Below are 24,173 nucleotides of genomic sequence, written 5' to 3'. Positions count from 1 at the left end.
TTCAACCATACAGGCAATTGCTTGTAGCTTCAAGTAATTATCGACGTCCCCGGCCGACCGCGTGCACAACTCCTGCACACCGTCACGGAGCGGCCGACCTTCCGCGTGATTCCGAGGCTGATTTGTGGCCGTCTCACAATCTGCAGGAGTTATGCACGGCGGGGGCCGAGAGGTGCGCCAGGGAGCGGGTCAGGCCCTGTGCTGCTGGCGCAGGAACGCGTTCACGGTGGCGAGGCGGTGATTGCGGGCCGCCATCTCGATGGTGAGCGGGTCGGCGCCCGAGGCGATCAGGTCGAGCAGGGCCGTGTGCTCGGCCACGGACTCGGTCGCGCGCCCGGGCACGAAGCTGAACGTGGACTCGCGGATGGTGCCGAGCCGCACCCAGTACCGGTCAACGAGATCGAGCAGATGCGGGTTGGAGCACGCCTCAAACAGCAGCGTGTGAAACTCCCGATTGAGCCGGGTGAATGCCACCGGGTCGAAATCCAGCAGGCATTCTGCCATCGCCTGGTTGATGGCGCGGGCCTGCTGCAGGGTGTGCGGGGCGAGGGCCGGCGCGGCGAGGGCCGTCGCGAGTCCCTCCACGAGGCTGAGGGTCTGCATGGTGTGCACGTACTCATCGGCGTCGATCACAGCGACCTGGGCGCCCACATTGCGTTCGAAGGTCACCAGCCCCTCGGATTCGAGCAGTCGGATGGCCTCGCGCACGGGCACCTGGCTCACACCGACCGCCGCGGCGATCTGACCCAGCACCAACCGATAACCGGGGCTGAAGCTGCCGTCCGTGATGCGTTCCTTGATCCACTGGTACGCGAGGATGGCCTTGCTGAGGGGCTCGGGGGCGGATGCTGCGGTGTTGGCCGGCGTCGCGGCATCCGTGTGAAATTCAGTCTGGTCGAGCATTCGAATCCTGCGCTTTCGGTAGCTCACATGATATTCGAGCGGTCGCCCGGGCCGGAGCCCGGGCGACCCAGGGGGCTAGTCGTGCGCGGAGACACCCAACGGTGCGCCGCGGGTCTCCTTCACGAGGCTAACGGCCACGAAGGAGATCGCGGCGAGCACCATGAGGTAGACACCGATGGAGACTGACTGCCCGGTCTTGTCGAGCAGCAGCTGGGCGATGAGCGGGGCGAAGGCGCCGCCGAGGATGGCACCGAGGGCGTAGCCGATGGAGACGCCCGAGTAGCGCACCTGGGCCGGGAACATCTCGGCGTAGAGGGCCGCCTGCGGGCCGTAGGAGAAGCCGAGGCCGGCCGCCAGGATGATGAGCGCGGCGCTGTACCAGACGATGTCGCCGGTGTCGATGAGCAGGAACATGGGGATCGCCCAGAGGAACAGGAAGGCGTAGCCGAGCTGGAACGTGCGCACGCGGCCGATCTTGTCGGAGAGGATGCCGCCGAGCATGGTCGACGCGAGCCAGAAGAACGCCGCGACGGTGCTGGCGATGAGCACGGGGGTGCGCTCCATGCCGAGTCCGCCGGCGTCGATAGGCTTGGTGGCATAGGAGTTGAAGAAGGCGATGAGCATGTAGCCGGCCGCGTTGTTGGCGATGAAGATGAGCGCGGTGAGCACGACCTGGCGGCTGTGGTTCTTGAACAGCTGCTTGAGCGGGGCGGCGGACTCCTTCTTGCGGGTCTGCATCTCCTTGAAGACGGGGCTCTCGGCGACAGCGCGGCGGATGACCCAGCCGACCACGATGAGCAGCACGGAGACCAGGAATGGGATGCGCCAGCCCCAGCTGAGGAAGGCTTCCTCGCTCATCGACGTGGTGACGAGGATCATCACGCCGGTGGCGAGGATGAGGCCGACCGGAACGCCGATCTGCGGGTAAGCGCCGAAGAAGCCGCGCTTGGTGACGGGGGCGTGCTCGACGCTCATGAGCGCTGCCCCGCCCCACTCGCCGCCGGCCGAGAAGCCCTGCAGGATGCGCAGCAGGATGAGCAGCACCGGCGCCCAGACGCCAATCTGGTCGTAGGTGGGGAGTAGCCCGATGAGGGCGGTGGCCGCGCCCATCATGATGAGAGTGAAGACCAGCATCGCCTTGCGGCCGAGGCGGTCACCGAGGTGGCCGGCCACGATGGCGCCGAGCGGACGGAACAGGAAGCTGATGCCGAGCGAGGCCCAGGCGATCAGCTGGGCCAGGCCCGCGTTCTCGCCGGCGAGCGGCGCGAAGAACAGCCCGGCAAGCACGAGGCCGGCGGCCTGCGCGTAAATGAAGAAGTCGTACCATTCGATGGTGGTGCCCACCATCGTGCCGGCGAGAACGCGACGTTCTTCGCTGCGTTTGGCGCTGGCGCTGCGCGCGAGCTCGGTCGTCAAAGCCATGGAATACTCCCTTGTATCTCACTCTGGACTGAAAAAAGCTTTCGTATCACAGAAGATATATCATCTGCAGGGCCTCCAGCGCCACTTTTGCGCATATGTTCCTGCGGCCACGAAAAGGCCCGTGCGATGCGGGTCGCCAGCGATCACATCGTGACCTGCGGTTTCGCGAATTCTGCAGCTGATATGGAGGCCCGTTTGGGGTGCCCGGCCCGGGTCAAGGTTTGTGCCGGCCGTGCGGGGCCCGGGCCGCCGCCGGAGCCTCAGCGCAGCTCTGCCGCGATGACTTCTGCCGCAGCGGCGAGTCTGGCGCCGATGAAAGCCGGGGCGTGCGCGCTCGAGATGTAGACCACGGCGAGGGCGGCGGGCGCGCGCCCTGAAATCATCAGCGGCACCGCGATCGACGACAGTCCCGAGATGACCTCGTTGTGGCTGCGGGCGAAACCCACGTTACGAACCCCGCCGGCCTCGCTGCGGCGGGCCTCGTCGTGCCCGAGTTCTGCCCATTGCGCCGCGCCGAGGCCGGACTGGATCGCGATCCCTGGCGCTCCCACGGCAAGCGGATGCCGCGTTCCCGGCCGCTGCGCAACCGTCGCGTGAGCGTGACGAGGCTCCACGCTCACGAGCGTGACAACCTCGTTGCCGTCCAGCACCGTCACGAACGCCGTCATGCCGAGCTCGTTCGCTGCGAGGGTCAGTTCGGGCAGCGCCGCGGTCTGCAGATCCCGGGAGACGCCCCGCGCGAGGGCTGCCATCCGCGGGCCGAGTTGCACGGCTCCGGCGGCGTCCCGAGTCACCAGACCGTGGTCTTCGAGGGTGCGCAAAATTCTGTAGGCGATGGAGCGATGCACGCCGAGGTGGCCCGAGAGCGCGGCGATCGTCAGGGGTTCCTCGCTGTCCGCGAGAATCTCCAGCATGCGGATGCCGCGAGACAGCGTCTGGGAATGCGGCGCCGGGCTGCCCGAGCTGAGTGACACCGTGAGATCCTCGCATCCGTTTGCCGCGTTCGTTCGCCGAACGCCGCGTTCGATTATAGAACGGCTCGACGTCACTCCCGCTGCGCCCTGCGAATTCGACGGTGATTTTGCCAGATTCGGGCCGGTGAAACGGTTCAGCGGTACCAGTGGCGTGAAATCTCAGTCGACTTCGCGGCGGTGACGGGCGGGTAGATTTGACGAACCACACTTTCGAGGAGGAACCGTGTCTCAGGTCACAGAATTGAACGCCGCCGAAGCAGAGCTGCTGGGCCGCGTTCCCAGCCGCTTGTTCATCAACGGGGAGTGGGTGGAGGCATCCGCCGGCCGGACCCTCCCCGTTGTCGACCCGGCCACCGGCGAGGTCATCAAGACCATCGCTGACGCGTCGGTAGCGGATGGCGCGGCCGCCCTCGACGCTGCCGTCGCCGCCCAGGCGGGCTGGGCCGCAACCCCCGCCCGCGCTCGCGGCGAGATTTTGCGCCGGGCCTTCGACCTGCTGCAAGAGCGTAAGGAGGAGTTCGCCCTGCTGATGACGCTCGAGATGGGTAAGCCCCTCGCTGAGGCGCGCGGCGAGGTCGCGTATGGCGGCGAATTCCTGCGCTGGTTCAGCGAGGAGGCCGTGCGCATCAGCGGACGCTATGGCGCCAACCCCGAGGGCACCGGTCGCATGATCGTGTCGGAGCACCCGGTGGGACCGTGCTTCCTGATCACCCCGTGGAACTTTCCGCTCGCCATGGCTACGCGCAAGATCGCGCCGGCGCTCGCCGCGGGCTGCACAGTGGTCGTCAAGCCCGCTGCGCTGACCCCGCTCACCACCCTGCACTTCGTCGCGCTGCTCGAGGAGGCCGGGCTGCCCGCCGGGGTCGTGAACGTGATCACCACCTCCGAGTCGGGCGCGGTCTCCGACCCGATCATCGCCGACCCGCGCCTGCGCAAGCTCAGCTTCACCGGCTCCACGGGCGTGGGCAAGGCCCTGATCCGGAAGTCTGCCGACAACGTGCTGCGCACCTCGATGGAGCTGGGCGGCAACGCTCCGTTCCTGGTGTTCGAGGACGCCGACCTCGACAAGGCCGTTGACGGTGCGATGATCGCCAAATTCCGCAATATCGGCCAGGCGTGCACAGCCGCGAACCGGTTCATCGTGCACGAGTCGGTTGCCGCCGAGTTCGCCCGCCGGGTGACCGAACGCGTGAACGGGTTCACCGTGGGGCGGGGCACCGAGGACGGCGTGACGATCGGCCCGCTGATCAACGCCGCCGCTGTCAGCAAGTCCGACGCGCTCGTGCAGGACGCAATCACCCGCGGCGCGACGCTGCACACCGGAGGCGCCGCTGTCGAGGGGCCCGGCACGTTCTACGCCCCCACCGTGATCAGCGGGGTCACGCCCGGCAGCGACATCCTCGCCGAGGAGATCTTCGGCCCGGTGCTGGCGATCACGCCGTTCAGTACCGAAGACGAGGCCGTGCGTATGGCCAACGACAGCGACTTCGGCCTCATCAGCTACGTGTTCACCTCCGATTTCGCCCGCGGCCAGCGCATGATCGACCGCCTCGAGTCGGGCATGCTCGGGCTCAACACCGGCGTAGTCTCCAACGCCGCGGCGCCGTTCGGCGGCGTCAAGCAGTCCGGGCTCGGCCGGGAGGGAGGCCTGGAAGGCATCCGCGAGTACCTGTCGACCAAGTACACGCTCACGCCCGACCCGTTCCTGGCCTGACCGCCCCGGGTCTGCGTGGCTAATTCAGGTAATTGGGCAGCGGATGCCGCGGCCCCCGCGGTTTCGCGGGGTCGGCATCCGCTTCCCGCGTGGATTTCCTGAGTTGGCCACGAGGGCCCGCGGTCCTGGCGCATAACTCCTGCAATTCGAAGCGGCCCGGCGGGACTACCGCGTGTTTCCGGTGCGGAATTGTGACCGGCCCAGAATCTGCAGGAGTTATGCGTCGGCGCGGGTGGCAAGGTCAGGTAATCCGGGAGCGGAGGCTGCAGCCGCCGCGTGTTTCCGGGGGCCGGCATCCGCTCCCCGAAGGTTTTCCTGAGTTGGCCACGACACCGGGGGCCGGCGAACCCGCTCGATAGACTTGGCGGATGCCTGTCATCGAGATTGCCGACCTGAGCGATCCCCGGCTCGTTGACTATGCGCACCTCACCGATGTGGCCCTGAAGAAGGCCCGCGGCACGGAACACGGCCTGTATATCGCCGAATCGGCACTGGTTCTCGAGCGCGCGCTGCGGTCCGGGCACGCGCCGCGGTCCGTGCTCGCGCTCGGCAACACCGCCGAGGAGGCCGTGGCCGTTCTCGGCGACTGGGCCGACCGCATCCCGGTGTTCGTCGGCCCGGGGGAGCTGCTGGCCGAGCTGACCGGCTATATCTTGCACCGCGGCCTCATCGCGGCGATGCACCGCCCGGCGCTGCCCGACCCCGACGACCTGCTCGCCTCCGCCCGGCGCATCGTGATTCTCGAGAACGTGTCGGATCCCACCAATGTCGGCGCGATCTTCCGCTCGGCCGGCGCGATCGGCGCCGACGCCGTGCTTGTCACGCCGCGCTGCTCCGACCCGTTCTACCGCCGGTCGATCCGGGTGTCGATGGGCACCGTGCTGCAGGTGCCGTGGACCCGCGTCGGCGACTGGGCCGAGACCCGCGCGCTGCTCACTCGGCACGGTTTCCACGTGGCGGCGCTCGCTCTCACAGCGGATGCCGTGAGCCTGCGCGACTTCAACGGCCAGCGTCACGAGCGCCTCGCGCTGCTCCTCGGCGCCGAGGGAGACGGGCTCACCGACGAGGCTCTCGCCGCCTCAGACAGCGTGGTGCAGATCCCGATGAAGCACGGCATTGACTCGCTCAACGTGGCCGCGGCCAGCGCCGTCGCCATGTGGGCGCTCTCGGCCTAGCCGCATCCGCTCTCGTCGCCCCCGCCGATCCGCGCATAACTCCTGCAAATCGGGAGAGGCCTGGTTGGGCGGTCGCGTAATTCCGGGACCGAATTGTGGCCGGCAGAGAATCTGCAGGAGTTAGGCGCGGGGCCGTCCCCGATCGGCGAAACGGCAAGGAGTTCACGTAGCGCCACGACCGGCATAGGCTGGGAGCATGAGCAATGATGCTGTCATCGTCGATGTCGTGCGCACCCCGTCGGGCCGAGGCAAGCTCGGCGGCGCCCTCAGCGGCGTGCACCCGGCCGACCTCCTCGCGGGAGTGCTGACCGAGCTGCTGAGCCGAAACGACCTCGACCCTGCCCTCGTCGACGACGTGATCGGCGGATGCGTCAGCCAGGTCGGCGAGCAAAGCTACAACGTGACCCGCACCGCGCTTTTGAGCGCGAGCTTTCCGGATTCGGTACCGGGCACCACACTCGACCGGCAGTGCGGCTCCAGTCAACAGGCGGCCACGTTCGCGGCGCAGGGCATCAAGGCGGGCAGCTACGACGTGGTCATCGCCTGCGGTGTCGAGTCGATGAGCCGGGTTCCGCTCGGATCGTCCGTCGCGAGTCAGGACCCCTACGGCACCCTCATGCACGAGCGCTACCCCGACGGGCTCGTGAACCAGGGTGTCTCCGCCGAGCTGATGAACGCCAAGTGGGGCCTCGAACGCGAGCAGCTCGACGCCTTCGCCGAGCGTTCCCACCGGCTCGCCAACGCGGCCACGCAGCGCGGTGACTTCACGGGCGAGCTCGTGGGGGTCACCACGGCCGACGGTCGGTTTCTCACCGTCGACGAGACCATCCGCGCCGCCACGACAATGCAATCGCTTGCAGGTCTGAAGCCCGCGTTCCACACCGAAGAGCTCGCGGCCCGGTTCCCGGAGCTGCGCTGGCACGTCACCGCCGGCAACTCCTCGCCGCTGACGGACGGGGCATCCGCTGCCCTCATCATGAGTGCCGAGCGGGCCGAGCAGCTCGGCCTCACGCCGCGGGCCCGGTTCCACTCCTTCGCGGTCACCGGAAGCGACCCGCTGCTCATGCTCACCGGCGTGATCCCGGCCACGCGTCGCATTCTCGAGCGCACCGGCCTCGGCATCGACGACTTCGCCGCCTACGAGGTGAATGAGGCCTTCGCCACCGTGCCTCTGGTCTGGCAGCAGGAACTGCACGCGAATCCGGACAAGCTCAACCCCCGCGGCGGCGCCATCGCCCTCGGCCACGCGCTCGGCTCCTCGGGCACCCGGCTGCTCGGCACTCTCCTGGGCGAACTCGAATCCTCCGGCGGACGCTGGGGCCTGCAGACCATGTGCGAGGGCGGCGGCATGGCCAACGCCACCGTGATCGAGCGACTCTGATGCCTGACAACGGATGCGCACGGGCCGCTTTCCCCCGCGGTCTCGCCGCCGCCACACCGACTGAAAGGCAGTAAATGCAGATCGACGGATGTTCAGCCCTCGTCACCGGCGGCGCCTCGGGCCTCGGCCTGGCCACCGCCACCTCCCTGCATGCGGCCGGCGCGGCAGTGGTGCTGCTTGACCTGCCGGGTGCGCCCGGTGCGGAGATCGCCGCTCGGCTCAGCGCCGAGGGCGCGGCCGTGCGCTTTGTCGCGGGTGATGTGACGAGCGCCGGTGACGTGCAGAGCGCCGTGGACGCGGCAGGCGAACTCGGCCCACTGCGCATCGTGGTGAACTGCGCCGGCATCGCGCCCGGCGCCCGCACCGTGGGCAGGGACGGGCCGATGCCGCTCGAAGACTTTGAACGCGCCATCCGCATCAACCTCGTGGGCACCTTCAACGTGATCAGGCTCGCCGCCGCCATGATGCAGCGCACCGAGCCGATCGGCGGAACGGGAGGGCAGGGAACGGCGGAGCGCGGCGTGATCGTGAACACGGCATCAGTTGCTGCCTTCGACGGCCAGATCGGCCAGGCCGCCTACGCCGCGTCGAAGGGCGGTGTGGCAGCCCTTGCGCTGCCGCTCGCCCGTGAGTTCGCGCAAACCCTCATTCGCGTGATGACTGTGGCGCCCGGTATCTTCGACACCCCAATGCTGAAAGGGCTCCCGCAGCCGGTGCGGGATTCTCTCGGCGCCCAGGTTCCGCATCCCTCCAGGCTCGGCGACCCCTCCGAGTACGCCGCTCTCGTGCGCCACATCGTGGAAAACCCCATGCTGAACGGTGAAACCATCCGTCTAGACGGAGCAATCAGAATGCAGGCCAAGTGATGGACATTCAGAAGATCTCAACGACGCGCGAGGTCATCGAAGCGCCGGCGGGCGGCGAAACGGGCATTCAGGTGCGTCTCGGACACGTTTATCAAGCCTCTGTTGCCGACGTGTGGCGGGCCGTCACCGAGCCCGAGAGCCTCGAGCGCTGGTTTCTCCCTCTCAGCGGCGACTTGCACGTGGGCGGCGCCTTCCAGTTCGAGGGCAATGCCGGCGGCACGATTCTCGCCTGCGAGCCGGAAGCCCTGCTGCGCGTGACCTTCGGCATGGACACGAGTGTTGTCGAGGTGCGGCTGAGGGCCGTGGCACCAGACTCGACGGAGTTCACCTTCGAGCACACGGTTCCGTTGTCGATGGCGGGCAGCGGCGCGGGCGCGCTCTACGTGGCACCGGCCTGGGACATGAGCGTGGTCGGGCTCGGCCTGTTCCTGCGCGGCGAATTCGTCAACGACCCCTCGACCTGGGAGAATTCCCCAGCCGTTCAGCGCTATGCCCGCCAAGCCATCGACGCGTGGGCGGCCGCGATCGAACTCTCTGAGTTGGCGTCGGCCACCGAACTTGCCGAGGGCGTGGCTGCGTCAATCGCGCAGTTCGCCCCCGACGCCCCCTGACCCCGACAGCGGATGCCGGTTGCCCGGCTAGGCTCGAAGCATCCGTTTTCTAGGAGCGTGGGTCAGTAGTACCAAACTTTAAAACGCCGGTCGATTTCCCGGGCTTGGGGTGGTGGTCTGGGAAAATTGCTTATGAGCGATTCTGATGGCCTGTTCCCCGCGACGGAACTTGAGCACGTTGACGTGGTCGTGGATGACGGCGTTGAGGCTGGCGGTGGCGTGAACAAGCGGTTTCGGGCTTTCGAGCCGAATGCTGTGATGTTGGTGCCGCCGGATTTGGGTGAGTGGTTGCCGCAGAATCACCTTTCCCGTTTCATCGCGGACATCGTCGAAACTCAGCTGGATCTGAAGAAGTTCTATGCCTCTTACGCGAAGTCGAAGGGGCAGCCGCCGTATGACCCTCGGTTGATGGTCCGGGTGCTCCTTTACGGGTATTGCGTCGGGGTTCGTTCGTCACGCGAGTTGGAGCGGGTGTGCGTGGACGCGATCGATGACGCGGAGGATGCTCGTTTCGGAAAGGACAAACGCGGTGATGAGTTGCCGCCGGAGCTCGCGCGGCGGGAGTCACGCCTGGTGAAACTGGCCGAAGCGCGCGCGGCCTTGGAGGCCGACGCGGCCGTCCGGGCGCGGAAAGAGGCCGAGAAGAAGGCCCGGGACAAGGGCGACGATGACGACATTGCTGCGCAGAAGGGTGATGATGCGGCGAAGAACGCGGTCGTGAGGCCGAAGGCTCAACGCAACTTCACCGACCCGGATTCACGGATCATGAAGACCGCCGACGGGTCGTTCCACTACGCCTACAACGCGCAGGCCATCGTTGATGCCGACCATCAGATCATCGTGGCGACGACGCTGACGAATATTGGCGTGGATGTTGAACAGGTCGTGCCGCTGGTCGAGAAACTCCACGCCACGACCGGCGTCTTGCCCGGGCAGGTCCTGGCGGATGCCGGGTATTGTTCAGCATCGAATCTGGACTACGCGAAGACTGTTGAAGCGGGCAGTGACGGCCGGACCGAGTTTTTCATCGCGACCGGCCGAATGAAGCACGGCGAACGAGTTCCCGAGGTTCCCCGGGGCCGGATCCCGGCCAATGCGACGCTGCGGGAACGCATGGCGCGGAAGCTCAAGACGAAGAAGGGCCGCGCGGTTTATGCGCGGCGCAAAGCGATCGTGGAGCCCGTGTTCGGTCAGATCCACACTCGGCAGGGCAAGTTTGTGTTGCTGCGCGGGTTGGAGCAAGCAGCGCACGAGTGGTATCTGATCGCGGCCTGCCACAACCTGATGAAGCTGCACACCATGCAAACCAAGGCGCTTCTGGCCACGCCGGCCGCGCTGATAGCTAGCCCGGCAACCTAAAGAGCAGGGCGGAACCGCCCTGACGGGCCGCGGCAACAACCTCGCCTGAACCACCAACGCGACCGTGGCCCTCTTTTCAATCGGCACAACCACAATCCCTGCGCCACAGGCCTTGATTGCCAGGCCAGCACCGCCCAACCCATCCCGAGGCTTGGACCCGTATTTCGCGGCACCAACCGTAAATAGGCGTTACTGACTCACGCTCCTAGGGAGCACTAAGTTTGTCGTTGGCCTCATCATGATCGTGGCGAGTGCCGTGTGCTCTGTCGCCGCCGTACGGCAGACCTCGCGGGCGAACCGTGGGGTGCTCATTCCCCTGATGAAGAACCCGCCCAGCCGGTCGGCACGCGGCACGGTGTTGCTGGTCGCCACGGCCCTGCTGGTGATCTGGGGCGGCAACCTCGCGGACGATGCGCTCGGCCCCTGGGTTTTCGCGATCCTGATTGTGATTTTGGTCGTGCCGCATTTTGTGATGCGTGCCCTGCACAATCGCCGCGTGACCGCCGCCCAGGCCTAACCAGCGGTTCCCGCGCCACGCCGGCCCGGCAGCGGCCACGGTCGCCCGCGCGCCCAGAACCTGCGCGGGCTAGCGGTATCGCGGCCGCACGGGCAGGTTTCGGACGCGGGAGCGGGGTCGCTCCGCGTCGAACCCGAGTTCGCCCGCGCCGTCCCGGCGCGATACGGTCGGAGGAATCGACGCGAATCCTGGGGGAACTCATGCTGCTGGCCGCCATGCTTCTGAGCTCGCTCTCGTGCGTGTTTTGGACACTGTCCATGGTGAGGCTCGCCCGGGCCAACCCCACCGCACGTATTCCTTACTGGGGCAGGCCTCCGTACGACCCGGGCAGGCGTGTTCTGATGCTTGCGTTGGCGATTGTGACCCTGACGTTCGGAGTGCAGTTCGGCGTGACGAGTCTCGGCTTCCCCGCGGGCTTGCTGCTGTCCCTGCCCGCGCTGGCGTGCCCGTTCGTCGTCGCGGGACGGCACAACCGCAAGGTCACCGGGTCAGCTGGCGGGTGACTACCCGCCCGTGCGCCCGAAACCTGCGGGGGCGGTCGGTGTCGCGGCAGCACGTGCAGGCCGTGGGCGCGCGAGCGCCGCGACGAGGGCGCTAGGCGAGTGCCAGGCTGCGGCTGTAATCGCGAACCTGGTCCCCGAGCTCCGTTGGGCTCGGCCTACGGTGCTTCGGCACTGGCCCGTCGAATCGCGGTGTCTTCCCGGCTCAGGCGCCGAGCGTGGGTGATCGCCATCAGCGCCCGGTGCCCAAACGACATTCCCTGCAACGACGGCAGGTTGTTCCACAGGACGGCTTTGGTTGACGCGAATGCCACGAAGAGCATGACCGCCAAAGCGATACCGGCCGCTGGGGCGACGACGCTGGACAGCCAGATCATCGACGAGACGAGAAAGGCGTAGGCGACCACGGAGGCAATGGCGCCACGCACTCGACCGCCGAGGGCCAGGCATGCGCCGATGATCACGCCGGCTAAGGCAGCGATGACCTCAGTCATCGTGCGCCTGGCGCGTGGCGGTGTGCCGCGTGAATGTCATGGGTTCCCCTTACCTGTGACCGCGCTGGGAGCTGCGTTCGGGCGCGCCTCAGAGTAGCAGTCCGGCTCAGCGCCAGTCACGCCGTCACCTCCGGGGACAGCATCTCGCGCGCGGGGGCCGGCCGCGTCGTGCGCCCAAAAGCGGCTGGTGCGCGGGGTCGTGCGCCCGAAAGCGGCTCGTGCGCGGGGCCGTGCGCCCGAAACCTGCACGGGCGGGCGGTATCGCAGCCGCACGTGCAGGTTTCGGTCGCACCAGCGCCGGGCCGGGGGTTACGCGAGCTTCAGGCTGCGGCTGTCGTCGCGAATCTGGCCCACGAGCTCCTCGAGCACGTCCTCAAGCGTCACGATGCCGGTGACCAGGCCGTTCTCGTCGGTCGCTCGGGCGAGGTGCGCGCCCGAGCGCTGCATGATCGAGAGCGCCTGGCGCAGCGGCAGATTCGTGCGCACCTCCGGAAGCGCGCGCACCAACGCCGGGTCGATGGGCAGATCACGACGTTCGGCCGCGATTTCGAGCAGGTCCTTAATGTGCACGTAGCCGCTGAGCGACCCGTCTGCGGCCTGCACCGGGAAGCGCGAGAAGCCGCCGATGGCAACGTGTTCCGCCTGGGCGGGCGTGACATCCGCTGCGAGGGTCGTGAGGTTGGCCAGCGGGATGACGACGCTCGACACGTCGCGCTCCTCGAACGTGAGCGCGCCGAGCAGCAGCTTGGAGTCGCTGATGTCGAGCATGCCGCCGTGACGGGATTCCTCCACGAGGGCAGCCACCTCATCGCGCGTGAAAACGCTTGCGACCTCGTTCTTCGGCTCCACCTTCATGAGCCGCAGGAAGCCATTGGCGATGGCGTTCATCACCCAGAGCAGCGGGAACAGGATCTTCACGATGAGCACGAGCGGCGGCGCGAGCAGCAGGGCCATGCGCTCCGGCCCGGCAAGGGCGATGTTCTTCGGCACCATCTCACCGAACACCACGTGCAGGTAGGTGATGATCGAGAGGGCGATCGCGAAAGAGATCGGGTGCAGCAAGGCTGCCGGCACGCCCATGGCAGCGAAGGGGAGCTCGAGCAGTGCGGCAATCGCCGGTTCGCTGAGCGCGCCGAGGGCCAGCGACGCGACCGTGATACCGAGCTGGGCGCCCGCCATCATGAGCGACACGTTCTCCATGGCGCCGAGCGTGATCTTGGCCACCCGAGACCCGGCCAGGGCCTTGGGCTCCACGATGGTGCGACGCGCGGAGATGAGTGCGAACTCGGCTCCCACGAAGAAGGCGTTCACGAGCAGCAGCCCGACGGTGAGGAGTAGTCCAGCGGTGACGCTCATGAGTGGCTCTCCGTTCGCTCGGGTTCAGATTCGTGGTCGTGGTCGAGGGGGGTGACGAGCACCCGCACCCGATCGATGCGGTGGTCGTCCATAGCGGTGACTTCGAAGCGGATGCGAGAATCCGGCTCTCCGGGCACATCCTCGCCGTCGATCTCCACGGCGTCGCCGACCCGGGCGAGCCGGCCGAGTTCGAGGGTGACGAGCCCGGCGAGGGTGTCGTACTCTTCGTGTTCGGGCACCGTCACGCCGAGGTGTTCGCTGGCTTCGTCGGGCCGCAGGGAGGCGTCGAGGTCCCAGGTGCCGTCGGGGTCGATCTCGTGAATCTCTTCCTCGGGGTCGTGCTCGTCACGAACCTCTCCGACGAGCTCTTCAACCAGGTCTTCGAGGGTGACGAGCCCGGCGGTGTCGCCGAACTCGTCGATCAACACGGCCATCTGCAGGCCGCCCTTCCGGAGTGTGTCCATCAGGTTGTCGAGCTCAACGGTGTCGGGCACGATCGTGGCCGGGCCCATCACCTGGCCCACGGTGACGGTGTCGCGCTCGAGGTAGGGAACGGCGAGGGCGTGGCGCACATGCACGAGGCCGTGAACCGTTCCTTCTCCGTCGCCGCTGATGATGGGAAAGCGCGAGTGCCCGGTGGCCTTGGCCGTGATCAGCAGGGTGTGCACGGTGTCATCGGGGTCGAGGCTCAGTATCTGGCCGCGCGGGGTCATCACGTCGTTGGCGCGCCGGTCGCCGAACGCGAAGGAGCGTTCCACGAGCTCGGCGGTGTCGACAGCGAGGGCTCCCTTATTCGCCGAGTGGCGCACGAGGCCGAGCAACTCTTCGGGGGAGCGGGCGGAAGCGAGCTCCTCCTGCGGTTCGAAGCCCATCAGGCGCACGACCTTGTTGGCGGTGCCGTTGAACAGGCGAATGGGGTAGGCCATGATCTTGGTGAACCCGCGCTGGAAGCCCTGCACCGCGCGAACGGTCTGCAGCGGACGCGCGATCGCGAGGTTTTTCGGGATCAGCTCACCGAAGATCATCGTGAGGATCATCGCGAGTACGAGGGCGAGCGTGACCGACACCGTCGTAGCTGCGGCATCCGAGAGTCCGGCCGCGCCGAGCGGGCCGTCGACGAGACTAGCAATGGCCGGCTCGGCGACGAAACCGATGCCGAGGTTGGTCACGGTGATGCCGAGCTGGGCACCGGAGAGCTGCGTGGACATGGTCTTCATGGCGCGAAGCGCGCCCATCGAGCGCTTATCGCCGGCTTCGGCGGCGGCTTCCACGTCGTTGCGGTTCACCGTGATGAGGGCGAACTCGGCGGCGACAAAGCCTCCGCAGGCCGCGATCAGGACTATTCCAACGATCAGGGCAACGATTTCCATCAGCGCACCCACCCTGTCGTCGGGGCGCCCGAGGGCAGCCAGAGGTGGACAAGGGCGTCGCCGGGGGCGCTCATGTACTTCCGTTCAAGGTGTATCGCGTGGTCGGCACCGCTCGCCCGAGGGGCAAGCACTGGGGGCGCCGACTTCCTTATTCTAGGGCGGCCCTCCCTGAACATCTGCCTGTGGCTTCAGCTTCCAGACGCCGGTCGGCTCGGTTGCTGCTGGGTGATGCAATGGATGCCGCCGCCGCGGGCGAAAAGCGGCCGCGCGTCGACCGACACGACCCGCCGCCCCGGGTACGCCTCCGCGAGGATGTCCCGGGCCACCGCATCGGCTTTCTCCTCACCGAAACTGCACGCCACAACGCCGCCGTTCACCACGAGATGGTTCACGTAGTTGTAGTCCACAACGCCCTCAGAGTCGCGCAGTCGGGTCGGCGCGGGCAGATCGATGACCGTGAACGACCGCCCCGCGGCGTCGTGCGCGTCCTGAAGCACGCGGCGCACCTCGCGGGACACCGCGAAGTCAGGGTGAGCGGGGTCGTTCTGCGCGTGCAGCAGCACGGTACCGGGGGAGGGGATCGCGGCGACCATGTCAACGTGGCCGCGGGTGCCGTAGCGTTCCTGGTCGCGGGTGAGTCCGCGCGGCAGCCACACGGCGTGCTCCGTGCCGATCGTGCGCGCGAGGTCGGCTTCCACCCTGGCCCGGTCGGCGTACGGATTGCGGCCCGGGTCGAGTTGCACGGTCTCGGTGAGCAGAACGGTGCCCTCGCCGTCCACGTGGAATCCGCCGCCCTCGTTCACGAGAAGAGACGACACCGCGGTGGCGCCCGACGCGCCGGTCACGAACCGGCCGATCTCGGCATCCTCTTTCCACGACGCCCAATCCTGCGCGCCCCAGCCGTTGAAGGTCCAGTCGACCGCGCCGAGCTCCCCGCCCGGCCCGTGCACGAAGGTGGGGCCGATGTCGCGCATCCACGAGTCGTCGAGCGGGGCCTCGAGCACCTCGATGTCGACGGAGAGGTACCGGGTGGCGGCGGCGCGCTCGCGCGGGTCGACAACCATGCGTACCGGCTCGAACTCGGCCACGGCGTGGGCCACGGCAGCCCAGGTGGACCGCGCCTCGTGGGCCGACGCTGCGTCGTCGCCGAGCGTGTAACCGCCCACCGGGAACGCCATCCACACCCTGTCCTGCGGCGCGGTCTCGGCCGGCATCCGCCAGCTCATGCCGTCACCTCGGCGAGTGCGACCGCGCCGAACGGGCGCGCCGGGTCGACCGGCCGCACCAACCCCGCGTAGGTGTCGGGCCGGCGGGTGAGCAGGAACGGGAACAGGGCGAGCCACTCGGCGCGCTGGGCCAGGTCGAGGTCGGCCACGAGCACAGCGGATTCGTCCCGCGGCGCTTGCACGAGCACCCGACCGTAGGGGTCGGAGATGAAGGACGAACCGTAGAACGTGAGGTCACCCTCGTCTCCGTGGCGATTTGGCACGACCATGAACAGGCCGCTGGTGATTCCGTTGGCCACCACGACCTGCTGCCAAATGGGTTGCGTGTCGAACGCCGGGAATGACGGCTCGGACCCTATCGCCGTGGGGTAGGCGAGAATGTCGGCGCCGCCGAGGCCGTACAGCCGCGACACCTCGGGGAACCACTCGTCCCAGCAAGTGGGCAGGCCAAGGCGTGCCCCGCCGAGCCCCTCAGGTTCGTGCACGGGGTACGCGTCTTCGGCGGGGCCGGGTCGAAAATAGGTGTCTTCGTAGTAGCCGGCGCTGATGGGAATGTGCGTCTTGCGGGTGCGGCCCGCAAGCGCGCCGGCCGGCGACACCAGGATCGCTGTGTTGTAGCCGCGGGGGTCGTCGGGTTCGTCGCGATCGGCGGGCCGCTCGAACAGGGAGGCGTGTACGAACACGCCGTGCAGCCGAGCTTGCTCGGCGGCGAACGCGAAGGTCGGTCCTTCGAGCAGATCTTCGGCGTCGCTCTTCGGCACGCCCTTCGCCCGCACGTTGCCGGGATATTTGCTCAGGGTGAGCTCGGCCAGGAACACTACCCGGGCGCCTTCGGCGGCGGCCACGCGGATGCCGTCGGCCAGCTCCGCGCGCAGGGCCGCACTGTCAGGGTGCCAGCGATGCTGCACGAGCGCGACCCGCAGGGGGAGCCGGCTTGGGGCATCCGTTCGGGTGAACGCGGGGGGAATGGCGGGGGCGACTATCGTGCGCATGGGAGCTCCTGATGAGTTCTGGAAGGGGAAGGGCGGCGCCAGAGGATGGCGTAGATTCCGGCGCCGAGGACGGGGGCCCCACGAGGGCGGACAGGTCGGCGCCGTCGAGGAGCACCGAGATCGGGCCCTGGTAGAGGGTGGTGTTGGAGGTCGCGACGGCGGCGAGAGTGGCCGCGCTGATGGCGATGATGCCGGGCCAGCAGTAGCCGCCGCTAAACCAGAACGGGCTGTCCGGGGTCTCGAGGGCGAGGTCGGGGCCGCTGTAGCGGTTGCGGCGAAGGGCCAGGTCGGCGGCGTACACGGCGACAGACGGCCCGAGCACGGCGACACTGATCTCGAGCGCGCTGTTCAGGGTGTCGAGAAAGCTCTCGGCTACGAAGAGCAGCCAGGCGGAGGCGGCGATGGTGATCGCGGCGGTGAGCAGCACTGTCGCGGCGCGGGGAAGTCGCACGCCAAGGGCCTGAATGTACAGGCTGGTGGAATACGAGCAGAGCACGTTGTTGGCGGTGCTCCCGAGCAGAATAGCAAACAGGAACACCGGGTAGAACCAGCCGGGAAGAATCTGCAGCAGCGCCGTCTGCGGATCTGTCATGTCCATGCGGGTGCCGGCAAGTACGCCAAGCCAGGCGATGAGCACCGCCGGGATGAAGCCGCCGATCGCGGTCCAGATCAGCACACGGCTGGGCTTCGAGCGCTCGGGGAGGTAGCGGGAGTAGTCGGCGCCGGTACCCCACGACAGTGGTCCGGAGGAAATGATGGTGAACCCGAGCAGGAAGGCGGCCCAACGGGCATCCGTTGTCTGGGCGGCAACCGTGTAGCCGAAGTCGGCGGCGCCGAGGATGAAAAAGCCGAGCACACCGAAGCACGCGGCGAGAGCGAGGGTGAGCCAAGGGCTGAGTTTCGTGATGGTGGCGTGACCGTACACGCTGACGGTGAACGTTGCGGCCGCCACGACCAGGAGTACGAGCCAGCGCAGCGGGGAGCTGGGTGCCACGCCGAGAAACTCGAGCAGGGCCATGCCGGCGAGGAAGGCGAAGGCCAAGTTGATGATCACGTACAGCAGCCCGATGAGCACGCCAAGGCCGGCGCCGAACATCCGGTTGCCGCGCACGCCGAAGATGGCGCGCATGATGACGACGCTCGGGCTGCCGGCTGCCGGACCGCTGATGGCGAGGTAACCCACAAGTAGCCACCACAGGTTGCCGAGGAGCACCACGAGCAGGCAGTTCACGAGGGAGAGGCCGAGCAGCGTCATCGTGCCGCCGAGCACGAAGTTCAGGTAGACCACGTTGGTCGACATCCAGATCCAGGTGAGTTCGCGGGGTCGGCCGTGGCGCTGGTCCGTGGGCACGAAGTCAACGCCGTGGGTCTCGATGCGGCCGGCGGCGTCGCGGTCGGGGTGGGCGGTGCCGCGCGGTTCGGGACGCTGGGCAGCGGCGTGACCGGGGTGGGCCGCGTGCGTCTCTGCGTGGATGGTGGCGGTGCGGCCGGGGTGGGCCGGGTGAGGTTCGAGGTGGCCGGAGGCCGTGCGGCCCGGGTGGGCGGCTGTCGGTTCGGGGCGCTCGGCAGTGGATGTCGGGGGCCGGGTCTGTGGGTGGATCTCGGCTCGTGCGTCCTCGCGGCTGTCGGTGCGGGTCATGCAGCGCTGCTCGTCATTGAGTGCTCCTTCGGGCGGGCTTATTGATCAAATGATCAATAGGTTAGGAGCAAAGCTATATACACTGGGGAGCCATGTCAAGTGATGCCGGAATTCCCGGTCGAAGCCGGCGCAAAGACCCCGGTGAGCGCGCAATCGAGATCGCCGCCGCGGCCCGCGAGATCGCGCTCGACGACGGGCTCTACGGAATCACGCTGCGCGCTGTGGCGGCGCGCGTCGGCGTGACGAGCGGCCTGGTGAGTCACTACCAACCCAACATGGACGTGCTCGTGGCCGACACCTTCGGCGAAATCGTGGCCGCCGAGATCGGCGACGTGGCGGCGGAGCTCGCGCCCTCGGTGACGTCCGTCGACGCGATCCGCGGCCTCGTGAACACGCTGCTCGGCCCGGAGCGCACCGGCGTCACCGTGGTCTGGCTCGACGCCTGGAGCCTCGGGCGGCGCAACCCCGCGCTCGCCGCGGAGGTGGGGCGCCAGATGGACGCCTGGCAGGCCTTTGTGGCCGGACTGCTGAATGAGGGCTGTGCCCGCGGAGAGTTCACGGCGAGCGACCCTGACACTGTGGCGTGGCAGTTGCTCGGCATCATCGATGGCCTGAATGCCCACGCCACCGTTCGCTACGGCGACGCGCGCACCCTGCGCGGCCTCGTGCGCACTGTCACGGAGCACGAACTCGGCCTCGTGCCCGGCGCCCTCGATCCGCTCTGACCCGCTCCGCCCTGCCCGCCGCCCTGCCTTGCGCGGCCCCGCTCTGCGGCCTGCCTCGTGCGGTCGAAAGCGGCTCGTGCGCAGGCTCGTGCGGTCGAAAGCGGCTCGTGCGCAGGCTCGTGCGGTCGAAAGCGGCTCGTGCGGGCAGTATCGCGGGCGCAGGTGCAGTTTCTGGGCGCACCAGCCCGGGCGTCGAGGCCCCGCCATCGGGCCGCGCCTGTTCTCCACAGGCACCCCGGCGCTGGAGTTCTGTACAGATGTTGCCCCGGCCGGCTCGAGGCCCCGGCACCGTGCCATCGTCGCGCCATGGACGAAATTCAGCTGGCCCGCGAATCCCTCATCTTCACGTGTGACATGGGTGCGCTCGGGCTCGACGACACCCGCCTGGGCCGCGCCGTACGACGGGGTACCCTCGTTCGCCTGAAACAGGGCGTCTACCTCGATTGCGCCCTCTGGGCCACTCTTCGCCCGCCCGACCGCCATCGGCTACTCGCGACCATTGCCGAGCGCGTGGCAGGCCCCGGTCTGGTGTTCTCCCACCAGACCGCCGCCGCGCTGCTCGGGCTGCCGGTGCTCGGTCGCTGGCCAGACCGGGCACACGTGCTGAGCGATTGCGCGTCCGGCGGACGGTCGACGACCATTCTCGCGGTGCACACCGTCGGTCTCCAGGGGGTGTCAGTGGGTACGGCCGACGGCCTCACTGCGACGACAACACCCCGCACGGTGATCGATCTCGCCCTGACCCTTCCCTTCCTGTCGGCCGTCGTGGCAACGGATGCCGCGGTGCTCGTCGACCGACGCACGCACCAATTCCTCACCACGCTCGACGACGTGCGGGACCTGCTTGATCAACTCTCCCCGCTGCGTGGCCTTCGGCGCGTGTCGGCCGTGCTGGATGCGGCGACAACTCTGTCGGAGTCCGTCGGCGAGTCGCTCTGCCGTCTGATCATCGCCGAACTCGGCTTCGATCTTCCGGAGCTGCAGATGGAATTTCGGGACGCGGACGGCCTGATCGGATTCGCAGATTTCACCTGGGTCGGTTTCCGGCTCATCGCGGAGTTCGACGGCCTGGTCAAATACAGTGAGGAGCGGTTCCGGCACGGCCTGAGCGAGTCTGAGATTGTGGTCAGAGAGAAGCTTCGGGAAGACCGACTGCGAGCGCTGGGCTATGGAGTGGTGCGCGTGCTCTGGGAGCACTTAAGGGATCCGGCTCGCCTGTTTCAGATGCTCACGAAGGCAGGGCTGGTCCCCGTGCGCGCGACCCGCGTCATCCGTCGTCCCGGGCTGTGAGCGCGGACTGCCGCCTGGATCCGCTGCGCCCGAAAGCGGCTCGTGCGGGGGCTGGCGCGTCCAAAAGTGGCTCCTGCGGGCGGTTTCGCGGGCGCACGTGCAGGTTTGCGGCGCAGGACCCCGCGCACGTGCAGGTTTGCGGCGCAGGGCGCAGGGCGCAGGGCGCAGGGCGCAGGGGCGCGGCTGCACTACTCGGCGGCGTGGCGCTCCAGAAACTCGTAGACCTCCATGTCGTCGACTCCCGGGAACGTCCCAGACGGCAGCGGCGAGAGCACGTTTGCGTGCAGGCGCGCGCTCGGCCAGGCACGTCCTGCCCAGCGCGAGGCCGCCTCCGAGTTGGGGCGGCGGCAGCACGACTCGTCGGGGCAGCGTGACACCGCGCGCTGGACCGTCTCTCGCCCCCGAAACCACTTGGCGTGCGCGAACGGTACGCCGACGCTGATCGAGTACTCGCCGGCATCCGTCACACCCGTTTGCGTCGCTGACCAGAACGTTCCGGCCGGGGTGTCCGTGTACTGGTAATACTCCGTCGTGCGGTTGGTGTGGGTGAAGGCGCTGCGCGACGACCACTGCTTGCACACGAACTGGCCCTCGATCGAGCCCGTCACGTCACTTGGAAAGGGAAGTCCGTCGTTCTCGTAGCCCTTCTGCAGCGCCCCGTCGCCGTTCACGCGCAGAAAATGCACCGGCATCTCGAGGTGCGAGGTGGCGAGGTTGGTCAGCCGCAGCGCCGCAGCCTCGTGCGTCACTCCGAAGGCGTCGCGAAAGTCCTCCACCGACAGCTCGCGCTCCGCCTTGGCGTGCGAAAGGAAGGCAACGGATGCATCGCGCGGCATCAGGCACGCCGCTGCGAAATAGTTGATCTCGAGACGCTGCCAGAGGAACTCGGCGTAGCTGCCGGGCCGCTCGTGGCCGAGGAGCCGGTGCCCCATCGCCTGCAGGGCCATCGAGCGAAGTCCGTGGCCGCCCGGAATCGAGGCCGGCGGCAGGTAGATGCGGCCGTTCACGAGATCGGTCACCGAGCGGGTGGAGTTGGGCAGGTCGTTCACATACACGAGGCTGAAGCCGAGCTGCTCGGCCATCACGCTCACCTCGCGGTGGGTGAGCGCTCCCGACACGTGCCCGGAGGCCCTCACCCGTTCCTCCACGAGTTCCTCGATGTCGGGCAGGTAGTTGCCCTCTTCTCGCATCCGCTCGCGCAGTTCGGTGTTGGCTCGGCGAGCCTCCTCAGGAGTGGCGATGGCCTCATTCGCCCGGCGGGCAAGCTCGCGGTGAAGTCCGAGGAGTGATTCGATCGCGGCCATCGGCGTGCCCTTGGTGACCTTGACCTGCGGCAAGCCGAGCGCTCCGTAGAGGGGATTCTTCTGCGCCCGATCGAGTTCGATCTCGAGCGCGGCCCGGTTGTTGGGCGCCTCGCGGCTGAGGAGTTCGGCCAGCTCCACCCCGAGGGCCCCGGCCAGATCCTGCAGGGCAGAGAGTTTGGGTTCCCTGCGCCCGTTTTCGATCAGGGAAAGCTGGCTGCCGGCGAGGTTCACGCGCTCGCCGAGCTGGTCGAGGGTGAGTCCGCGTTCGGCTCGAAAATGACGGATGCGGTGGCCCAGGGTGATGAGATCGGAGGCTTGAGGCGACATTCCTTAACGATAGCTAAAGAACAGCAATTATTAACCCGGTATTACTCGGTATGAAGCCGGAAAGAGGAGCATTCTGATTACACGAGAGAAAATTACGCTCCCGAAAGATTTCCACCCGATCAATCTCGCTCGCAGGCGACATTGGAAAGGCCACACTATGACCCTGACAAGCTCATCCGTCCAGACCGGCAGCATCGCTCTTCCCGAGCGCACCGGAACCACCGATCCCGTGCTGCAGGCCTGGGTCGACGAAATCGCCGAGCTTACCCAGCCCGACCAGATCGTCTGGTGTGACGGATCGTCACGCGAGGCCAACGAGCTGTCCAAGGAGCTCGTGAACTCGGGCCAGCTCATCCGCTTGAACCCGGAATGGCGCCCGAACAGCTTTCTCGCCCGCACCAACCCGAAGGACGTCGCCCGTGTTGAGGGCCGCACGTTCATCTGCTCCGAAGATGAGGCCGACGCCGGCCCCACGAACAACTGGGCCGAGCCCGCGGCGATGCGCAGCGAACTCAAGGGTGTTTTCGCCGGCAGCATGCGCGGCCGCACCATGTACATTGTTCCGTTCTCGATGGGCCCGCTCGGCGGCTCCATCTCCCAGCTGGGCGTCGAGATCACCGACTCCGCCTACGTCGTGCTCAACATGGGCATCATGACGCGCATGGGCGAGAAGATCATCGAGATGATCGAGGCCGGTGACCCCTGGGTGCACACCGTGCACAGCGTCGGCTACCCGCTCGTCGGTGCCGACGGACGCAGCCGCCCCGATGTGGAATGGCCCTGCAACGACACCAAGTACATCGTGCAGTTCCCCGAAACCCGCGAGGTGTGGTCGTTCGGTTCCGGGTATGGCGGAAACGCGCTGCTTTCCAAGAAGTCGTTTGCGCTGCGAATCGCATCCGTCATGGGCCGCGATGAGGGATGGCTCGCCGAGCACATGCTGCTCATCAAGCTGATCTCCCCGGAAGGCGGCACGTTCCACGTGGCCGCCGCGTTCCCGTCCGCCTGTGGCAAGACAAACCTGTCTATGCTGCAGCCGACCATCCCGGGCTGGAAGGTCGAGACGATCGGCGACGACATCGCCTGGTTGCGTCAGGGTGAAGACGGTCGCCTCTGGGCGATCAACCCCGAGGCCGGCTTCTTCGGGGTCGCCCCCGGAACCGGCGAGCTCACCAACCCGACCGCCGTCAGCACTATGTGGGGCAACACGATCTTCACAAACGTGGCCCTTCGCGATGACGGAGACGTCTGGTGGGAAGGCCTCACCGAGAAGGCGCCCGACCACCTGATCGACTGGGAAGGCAAGGACTGGACGCCCGCCTCCGGTCGCCCCGCAGCACACCCGAACTCCCGCTTCACCGTCGCTGCAGCCCAGTGCCCGTCGATCGCGGACGACTGGGAAGCGGCCGGCGGAGTGCCGATCGATGCGATTGTCTTCGGCGGACGCCGCGCCACCAACGTGCCGCTCGTCGCCCAGGCCCGCAGCTGGAAGCACGGCGTGTTCATGGGCGCCACCATCTCCTCAGAGAAGACCGCCGCCGCCGATGGCATCGTGGGCGAACTGCGCCGCGACCCGTTTGCGATGCTCCCGTTCTGTGGCTACAACATGGCCGATTACTGGAGTCACTGGCTCAAGGTGGGCAAGTCGCTCGGCACCAAGGCTCCCGCGATCTTCCAGGTGAACTGGTTCCGCAAGGGCCCCGACGGTAGCTTCATCTGGCCCGGATTCGGCGAGAACTCCCGCGTTCTCGAGTGGATGGTTCGCCGCATCGAAGGCAGCGCGGACGCCATCGACACCCCGATCGGCCTGCTCCCCGCTGAGGACGGGCTCAACCTCGACGGCCTCGACCTGTCGAAGGAAGCCCTCGACCAGCTCTTCGACATCGACACCAACAGCTGGTTGGCGGAGTGCGACCTCACCGAGGAGTACTTCACCAAGTTCGGTGACCGCATGCCGCCGGCCCTGCTCGCCGAGCTCGCGAGCGTGCGCTACCACCTCAAGGCCTAGTCGCCGCGTGCTGAACGGCC

General features: G+C 67.6%; 21 protein-coding genes. 11 read left to right on the top strand and 10 right to left on the bottom strand.

What is annotated here, in order from left to right:
* Positions 1-189: 189 nt before the first annotated feature.
* The 3 genes from BJ997_RS13850 to BJ997_RS13840 all read right to left on the bottom strand — a co-directional run bounded on the left by BJ997_RS13850 (position 190) and on the right by BJ997_RS13840 (position 3,299).
* Positions 190-903: a GntR family transcriptional regulator gene (locus tag BJ997_RS13850; protein WP_084141555.1), complete on the bottom strand. Its 714-nt coding sequence runs from the start codon at positions 901-903 to the stop codon at positions 190-192.
* A gap of 75 nt (positions 904-978) precedes the next feature.
* Positions 979-2,325: an MFS transporter gene (locus BJ997_RS13845; protein WP_183323531.1), complete on the bottom strand. Its 1,347-nt coding sequence runs from the start codon at positions 2,323-2,325 to the stop codon at positions 979-981.
* A gap of 260 nt (positions 2,326-2,585) precedes the next feature.
* Complete coding sequence (locus BJ997_RS13840) at positions 2,586-3,299, bottom strand: IclR family transcriptional regulator (protein ID WP_268871400.1); 714 nt, start codon at positions 3,297-3,299, stop codon at positions 2,586-2,588.
* A 223-nt stretch (positions 3,300-3,522) separates the two neighbouring features.
* On the opposite strand from BJ997_RS13840, the gene BJ997_RS13835 reads away from it, so the two are divergent.
* The 8 genes from BJ997_RS13835 to BJ997_RS13800 all read left to right on the top strand — a co-directional run bounded on the left by BJ997_RS13835 (position 3,523) and on the right by BJ997_RS13800 (position 11,425).
* On the top strand, positions 3,523-5,013 hold the full coding sequence (locus BJ997_RS13835; protein ID WP_420827185.1) for an NAD-dependent succinate-semialdehyde dehydrogenase: 1,491 nt from the start codon (positions 3,523-3,525) through the stop codon (positions 5,011-5,013).
* A gap of 368 nt (positions 5,014-5,381) precedes the next feature.
* Complete coding sequence (locus BJ997_RS13830) at positions 5,382-6,188, top strand: TrmH family RNA methyltransferase (protein ID WP_035838734.1); 807 nt, start codon at positions 5,382-5,384, stop codon at positions 6,186-6,188.
* A gap of 196 nt (positions 6,189-6,384) precedes the next feature.
* The gene (locus BJ997_RS13825) at positions 6,385-7,569 is read left to right on the top strand and encodes a thiolase family protein (protein ID WP_035838731.1); all 1,185 of its coding nucleotides are present in this window, start codon (positions 6,385-6,387) and stop codon (positions 7,567-7,569) included.
* Between the two features lie 74 nt (positions 7,570-7,643).
* The gene (locus tag BJ997_RS13820; protein ID WP_035838728.1) at positions 7,644-8,435 is read left to right on the top strand and encodes a 3-hydroxyacyl-CoA dehydrogenase; all 792 of its coding nucleotides are present in this window, start codon (positions 7,644-7,646) and stop codon (positions 8,433-8,435) included.
* Positions 8,435-9,046 (top strand): SRPBCC domain-containing protein, encoded by a 612-nt coding sequence (locus BJ997_RS13815; RefSeq protein WP_035838724.1) that lies wholly within the window; start codon positions 8,435-8,437, stop codon positions 9,044-9,046. Before BJ997_RS13820 ends, BJ997_RS13815 begins: the two co-directional genes overlap by 1 nt.
* A gap of 219 nt (positions 9,047-9,265) precedes the next feature.
* Positions 9,266-10,405, top strand: coding sequence for a transposase (locus BJ997_RS13810; protein WP_420827198.1), 1,140 nt, complete (start codon positions 9,266-9,268; stop codon positions 10,403-10,405).
* 238 nt (positions 10,406-10,643) lie between these two features.
* On the top strand, positions 10,644-10,922 hold the full coding sequence (locus BJ997_RS13805) for a hypothetical protein (protein ID WP_183323530.1): 279 nt from the start codon (positions 10,644-10,646) through the stop codon (positions 10,920-10,922).
* A gap of 341 nt (positions 10,923-11,263) precedes the next feature.
* Positions 11,264-11,425 carry a hypothetical protein gene (locus BJ997_RS13800; RefSeq protein WP_183323529.1) on the top strand — a complete coding sequence of 54 codons (162 nt, stop codon included), beginning with the start codon at positions 11,264-11,266 and terminating at the stop codon, positions 11,423-11,425.
* A gap of 155 nt (positions 11,426-11,580) precedes the next feature.
* On the opposite strand, the gene BJ997_RS13795 is transcribed toward BJ997_RS13800, so the two are convergent.
* The 6 genes from BJ997_RS13795 to BJ997_RS13770 form a co-directional block, all read right to left on the bottom strand.
* The gene (locus BJ997_RS13795; RefSeq protein WP_035837786.1) at positions 11,581-11,916 is read right to left on the bottom strand and encodes a hypothetical protein; all 336 of its coding nucleotides are present in this window, start codon (positions 11,914-11,916) and stop codon (positions 11,581-11,583) included.
* A gap of 309 nt (positions 11,917-12,225) precedes the next feature.
* A complete protein-coding gene (locus tag BJ997_RS13790; protein ID WP_035837787.1) occupies positions 12,226-13,272 on the bottom strand; it encodes a hemolysin family protein in 1,047 nt (348 codons plus the stop codon).
* Positions 13,269-14,642, bottom strand: coding sequence for a hemolysin family protein (locus BJ997_RS13785; protein ID WP_035837788.1), 1,374 nt, complete (start codon positions 14,640-14,642; stop codon positions 13,269-13,271). The genes BJ997_RS13790 and BJ997_RS13785 overlap by 4 nt, the downstream gene beginning before the upstream one ends.
* A gap of 188 nt (positions 14,643-14,830) precedes the next feature.
* Positions 14,831-15,868, bottom strand: coding sequence for an agmatine deiminase family protein (locus tag BJ997_RS13780; RefSeq protein ID WP_035837790.1), 1,038 nt, complete (start codon positions 15,866-15,868; stop codon positions 14,831-14,833).
* Positions 15,865-16,860: a nitrilase-related carbon-nitrogen hydrolase gene (locus tag BJ997_RS13775; RefSeq protein ID WP_035837793.1), complete on the bottom strand. Its 996-nt coding sequence runs from the start codon at positions 16,858-16,860 to the stop codon at positions 15,865-15,867. The genes BJ997_RS13780 and BJ997_RS13775 overlap by 4 nt, the downstream gene beginning before the upstream one ends.
* On the bottom strand, positions 16,754-18,499 hold the full coding sequence (locus BJ997_RS13770) for a purine-cytosine permease family protein (RefSeq protein WP_052542440.1): 1,746 nt from the start codon (positions 18,497-18,499) through the stop codon (positions 16,754-16,756). The genes BJ997_RS13775 and BJ997_RS13770 overlap by 107 nt, the downstream gene beginning before the upstream one ends.
* A gap of 92 nt (positions 18,500-18,591) precedes the next feature.
* On the opposite strand from BJ997_RS13770, the gene BJ997_RS13765 reads away from it, so the two are divergent.
* Together BJ997_RS13765 and BJ997_RS13760 are read left to right on the top strand one after the other, a co-directional pair.
* Positions 18,592-19,224 (top strand): TetR/AcrR family transcriptional regulator, encoded by a 633-nt coding sequence (locus BJ997_RS13765; protein ID WP_035837794.1) that lies wholly within the window; start codon positions 18,592-18,594, stop codon positions 19,222-19,224.
* A gap of 306 nt (positions 19,225-19,530) precedes the next feature.
* Positions 19,531-20,514 (top strand): type IV toxin-antitoxin system AbiEi family antitoxin domain-containing protein, encoded by a 984-nt coding sequence (locus BJ997_RS13760; RefSeq protein WP_052542441.1) that lies wholly within the window; start codon positions 19,531-19,533, stop codon positions 20,512-20,514.
* 188 nt (positions 20,515-20,702) lie between these two features.
* Here the strand turns inward: BJ997_RS13760 and BJ997_RS13755 are convergent, their stop codons facing one another.
* Complete coding sequence (locus BJ997_RS13755; RefSeq protein ID WP_035837795.1) at positions 20,703-22,145, bottom strand: helix-turn-helix transcriptional regulator; 1,443 nt, start codon at positions 22,143-22,145, stop codon at positions 20,703-20,705.
* 157 nt (positions 22,146-22,302) lie between these two features.
* Here BJ997_RS13755 and BJ997_RS13750 point away from each other — a divergent pair, with 157 nt between their 5' ends.
* Positions 22,303-24,153, top strand: a complete 1,851-nt coding sequence (locus BJ997_RS13750) for a phosphoenolpyruvate carboxykinase (GTP) (protein ID WP_152602265.1) — start codon at positions 22,303-22,305, stop codon at positions 24,151-24,153.
* Positions 24,154-24,173: the final 20 nt, after the last annotated feature.

Source organism: Cryobacterium roopkundense, assembly GCF_014200405.1.
In the GTDB taxonomy this organism is placed as follows: Bacteria; Actinomycetota; Actinomycetes; order Actinomycetales; family Microbacteriaceae; genus Cryobacterium; species Cryobacterium roopkundense.
Note: the sequence above shows the minus strand (reverse complement) of the source record. Positions and strands in the feature narration are given on the sequence as shown.